Origin of the sequence: Pseudoroseomonas cervicalis ATCC 49957, assembly GCF_000164635.1 — a bacterium.
GTDB classification, from domain to species: Bacteria; Pseudomonadota; Alphaproteobacteria; order Acetobacterales; family Acetobacteraceae; genus Pseudoroseomonas; species Pseudoroseomonas cervicalis.
This window is the reverse complement of record NZ_GG770783.1, coordinates 100,680-104,778: the sequence shown is the minus strand read 5'-3', so window position 1 is coordinate 104,778 and position 4,099 is coordinate 100,680. Positions and strand designations below refer to the sequence as shown.

Annotated in this window: 6 protein-coding genes; 1 reads left to right on the top strand and 5 read right to left on the bottom strand. The window is 72.3% G+C overall.

Annotated elements, in window-relative coordinates:
* Positions 1-11: 11 nt before the first annotated feature.
* From HMPREF0731_RS17780 to HMPREF0731_RS17770, 3 genes are all read right to left on the bottom strand, one after another.
* Complete coding sequence (locus HMPREF0731_RS17780; protein ID WP_007005576.1) at positions 12-479, bottom strand: YybH family protein; 468 nt, start codon at positions 477-479, stop codon at positions 12-14.
* A 71-nt stretch (positions 480-550) separates the two neighbouring features.
* The gene (locus tag HMPREF0731_RS17775; protein ID WP_007005575.1) at positions 551-1,528 is read right to left on the bottom strand and encodes a Bug family tripartite tricarboxylate transporter substrate binding protein; all 978 of its coding nucleotides are present in this window, start codon (positions 1,526-1,528) and stop codon (positions 551-553) included.
* A gap of 121 nt (positions 1,529-1,649) precedes the next feature.
* A complete protein-coding gene (locus tag HMPREF0731_RS17770; protein ID WP_007005574.1) occupies positions 1,650-1,853 on the bottom strand; it encodes a hypothetical protein in 204 nt (67 codons plus the stop codon).
* A gap of 391 nt (positions 1,854-2,244) precedes the next feature.
* Between HMPREF0731_RS17770 and HMPREF0731_RS17765 the strand changes: the two genes are divergently transcribed.
* Complete coding sequence (locus HMPREF0731_RS17765; RefSeq protein WP_007005573.1) at positions 2,245-2,439, top strand: hypothetical protein; 195 nt, start codon at positions 2,245-2,247, stop codon at positions 2,437-2,439.
* Between the two features lie 72 nt (positions 2,440-2,511).
* Here HMPREF0731_RS17765 and HMPREF0731_RS17760 read toward each other — a convergent pair whose 3' ends face one another.
* On the bottom strand, positions 2,512-3,726 hold the full coding sequence (locus HMPREF0731_RS17760; RefSeq protein WP_007005572.1) for an MFS transporter: 1,215 nt from the start codon (positions 3,724-3,726) through the stop codon (positions 2,512-2,514).
* Between the two features lie 8 nt (positions 3,727-3,734).
* Positions 3,735-4,099: PRC-barrel domain-containing protein (locus tag HMPREF0731_RS23335; RefSeq protein WP_007005571.1), on the bottom strand; the 365-nt coding region annotated here is incomplete at its 5' end.

Here is a 4,099-nt window from a genome sequence, read left to right as displayed (position 1 = left end):
TTCCCGCGCGGTCAGCTCTTCGACGGCTTGTTGCCGTGCGAGACATCCGGCGTGCCGCGGAACAGCGACATGTGGGTGTGGGTGGCGATCCAGGGCTGGCCCACAGCTTCGCGCGCGAAGGACACCGTGGCCCGCCCGCGCCGATCGAAGGCAGCGCCATCCGGCCGGTATCCGGTGGAATCCCAGATGGCCAGCCCCACGGCGAAGAGACGGTCGGGCGAGACCAGCGATTTCACCTCGTCCAGCCGCCAGACGAAGCCGTCGATGGTCGGCCAGACCTTGCGCCACTGGTTGGCCTCGGCATGGTCGCGGCCATAGACGAAGTCGGAGAAGGTGCCGAAGGCCAGGAAGTCCTCGGCGAAGAGGTGGCGCGCGGCGGCGAAGTCGACGGCCTGAACGTGGTCGGAGAGTTCGCGGAACCAGTCCTGCACCAGGGCGTGGTCGGCGGGATCGACGGGGGCTGCGGCGGAGATGGGCATGGGCACTCCTGGAAGGGTCGGAACAGGCGCAGGCTGGAGCGGGATGGCGGCGGGGGGAAGCCCCGCGGCCTTCATTGCGGTTCGAACTTCGCCAGGCGCAGCAGGGCGGCGTTGCGCGCGACATCCTCGCGGATGAAGGCCTCCAGCTCGGGGATGCTTTCGCGCACCGGCTCGAAGCCCTGGCCGGCCAGGCGCTGCACCGTCTCGGGCTCGTGCAGCCCGGCCAGCACGGCCTGGTTCAGCCGCGCCGCGATCTCCTCCGGCACGCCGCGCGGCGCCCAGAGTCCGTACCAGGAATAGAAGGTGAAGCCGGGCAGGCCTTCCTCGGCGAGCGTCGGCAGCTCCGGCGCCAGATCGGTGCGCGCGGCGGTCGCGATGCCGAGGCCGCGCAGCTGGCCGCCGCGGATCATCGGCAGGGTGGCCAGCACCGGGTCGAACATCAGCTGCACATTGCCGGCGGCGACATCGGTCAGCGCCGGGGCGGAGCCGCGATAGGGCACGATCTCGATCTCGGTCCCGGCCAGGCGGTTGAACTCGATCGAGGCGAGATGGCCGGCGGCGCCGAGGGAGGAGGTGGCGAAGGACCATTTCCCCGGTTGCGCCTTCACCGCCGCGATGGTCTCGGCAAGCGTGGTCTGCGGCAGGCGGCGGTCCTGCACCAGCACGCAGGGGCCGCGCGCGGTGCGGGCCAGCGGCACGAAGTCGGTGACCGGGTCGTAGGGCACCGATTTCATCACGTATTTCGCCATCGGGTGGATCGAGGCGGAGCCGAGGAGGGTGTAGCCATCGGCGGGCGATTGCAGCACCGCCTGGCTGCCGATGGCGCCGTTGGCGCCGCTGCGATTCTCCACCACGACGGTGACGCCCAGCTGCTCCTGCAGCTTCTGCGCGGCGAGGCGGGCCATGGCGTCGGTCGCGGCGCCGGGGGTGTAGGGCACGATCAGGCGGATGGGGCGGTTCGGCCAGGGCGATTGCGCCAGGGCGGGGGCGGCCAGCGGCGCGGCGAGCAGCGCGCCAGCGCCCGCCCGCAGCAGGGTTCTGCGTTGCATGGACTCTCCTTGATGGGGCTCGTTCGGAGGACAGCAGGCAGTGACCGGCGCACGCACAGGATGCGCCGCCGGCCGGGCCGCGGTCGATGGTTTTCTGGCGGGCGGTGTCCGGCGGGCGCGCTCAGGCCAGCGGGGCGGGCTTCCAGTCCTGGGCGCGCTGCACGACCAGGCGGGCGACGCGCTCGGCCTCGCCGAGGCTGGGGAAGCGGGCGCCTTCGAGGTCGTCCACCACCGGGTCGATGGCCTTGAAGAACCAGAAGCCCTGGCTGGCGACGGCGACGCCGACGAAACGGCCGCCGATATCGACGGGACGCGATGCGATCATGATCTCTCCTCGCCGCAGCCGGGCTGCGGACGGATGGCGGGCTTGGGAATGGGGCGGGAGGTCTGGCCGGCGCTCAGCGCCGACAGCACCGCATTCGCAGGGCCTGGCCATCCCCGCGACGGCGCGTGCCGTGGCGGGAGGGGTCGCGCTTTAGCGTTTCGTGACGCGGTGCAAGCTGCATCTCAAATCTCCGCGGGGCGAGAGTCGCCCGATGACGGCGCGGATAACAACACGGGGAAAACGCGCAATCAAGATAATTCACGATTTAATTTCATGATTAACGGCGAAAATGCGTGAATAGGCCCGCCGGGCGGGCGCGGCAACCGCCGCCCGGCACTGCCCGTTCTGTCCGCACACCGCCACGCGCGGCCGAACAGCAAGGAGCAAGGCCATGGCCCAGGATGACAAGAAGCCGGATCCGGCGGCGCCGGCGAAGGATCCGAAGGCGCGGCACGGCATGGGGCTCGGCGAGCTGACCGGCATGATGACCGGCCATTCCACCCGCGACCCGGACACCACCCGCCCCGGCGACAAGACCACCGGCCCCGGCGAGCTGGGCAATTTCCTGAAGAACCAGAAGGAATAGCCCGGGCCCGGCGGCGCCATCGGGTGCGTGGGGGGCGGCGCGAGGCCGCCCCCCTTTTCATGCGCGCCTCGGTCAGCGCGCCGGCAGGCCGCGCGGCAACGGCGCCGCCGGCGGCGCCTTGGTCTCCGGCATGGCCAGGAAGGCCAGCGCCGCGCAACCGAGGCCGATGCCGCCCAGCATGGCGAAGGCGGTGGCCCCGCCCGCCCAGGTGGCGACCATGCCGGCCAGGCTGGTGCTCAGCGTGCCGCCGATGCCGACCGCCAGGCCGAACAGCCCCATGCAGAGGTTGAAGCGGTTGGTGCCGCGGGTCAGGTCGGCCGCCAGCAGCGGCAGCATGACGCCGAGCGTCGCGGCGCTCAGCCCGTCCAGCGCCTGCACCAGGATCAGCGCCCAGGGATGCTCGACCAGCGCCAGCAGCAGGCCGCGCACCGGCAGGGCCAGGAAGCCGGCGGTCAGCACCAGCCGGCGGCCATGTTCCTGCGCCATGCGGCCGACCCAGGGGGAGATGCCGGCCACCACCAGCTGCGGCACCACCAGGCAGGCGGCGATGATCAGGCTGGCCTCGTCGCCGACGCTGCGGGTGACGGCGGCGGCGGCCATCGGCAGCATTGCGGCGTTGGACAGGGTGAACAGCATGCAGCAGGCGGCGAAGACCAGGATGCCCCGGTCGCGCAGCAGCCGCAGCAGGCCGGATTGCCCGGCGCCCTCCGGCTTGTCCGGGGCGGGGGGGTGCAGCTCCTCCGGCCGGATCATCGCCAGGCAGGCCATGGCCGGGACGGTCAGGGCCGCGGTCAGCCAGAACACCGCCGCCGGCGAGACATAGGTGCCGACCAGCCCCATCACCCCGGCGGCGGTGGCACCGCCGATCGCCATCCAGCGGGCATTGCGCCCCAGCCGCTCGCCCAGCGCCGCGCGGCCGACCAGCGCCAGGCTGATGGCGGCGACCGAGGGGGTGAGGATGCAGCTGGCGAAGCCGTGCAGCACCTCGGAGGCCAGCACCGGCAGGGTGGAGGGGAAGCCGGCCAGCAGGATGGCCGAGAGCGCGATGGCCAGCAGCGCCACCAGGGCCGCGCGCCGCTTGTGGCGCAGCGAATCGACCAGCGCGCCGGCCGGCACCTGGCTGAGCATCGCCGTCAGCGTGCCCAGGCTGAGGGCGAAGCCGATCTCCACCTCGGTCCAGGCCTGGCTGGTCAGGTAGACGGCGACGAAGGGCCCGAAGCCGGTCTGCACGTCGGCCACGAAGAAATTGAGCGCATCGAGACCGCGCTGGCTGCGTCGGGACGCCATCCGCGCTCCTATTCCGGATTGGCCGCGACCGGCCGGGCCGGCGGCGGCAGGGCGAAGGTGACGTCCTCGCCCTCGCGATATTCGGGGAAGGCCTTGAGCTGGTCGCGGCCGAGTCCGAGGCGGATGCCGTCGGGCGAGAAGTTCAGCGCCGCCCAGGCGACCGCGATGCGCCGCCGCCCGACCCCGAGGAAACCGCCATAATCCAGCACCGCGACGCGCGGCCGCCCTTCCGGATCGACCAGCACATTCACGACCTGGCCCACGACATTGTTGCTGGAGCCCCGCACATCCTGGCCCAGCACGCGGAACAGCCCGGCGCGCGGCAGGGTCTCGCGCGCGGCGGGCGGCACGGCGTCCGCCTCGGCGGCGGGCG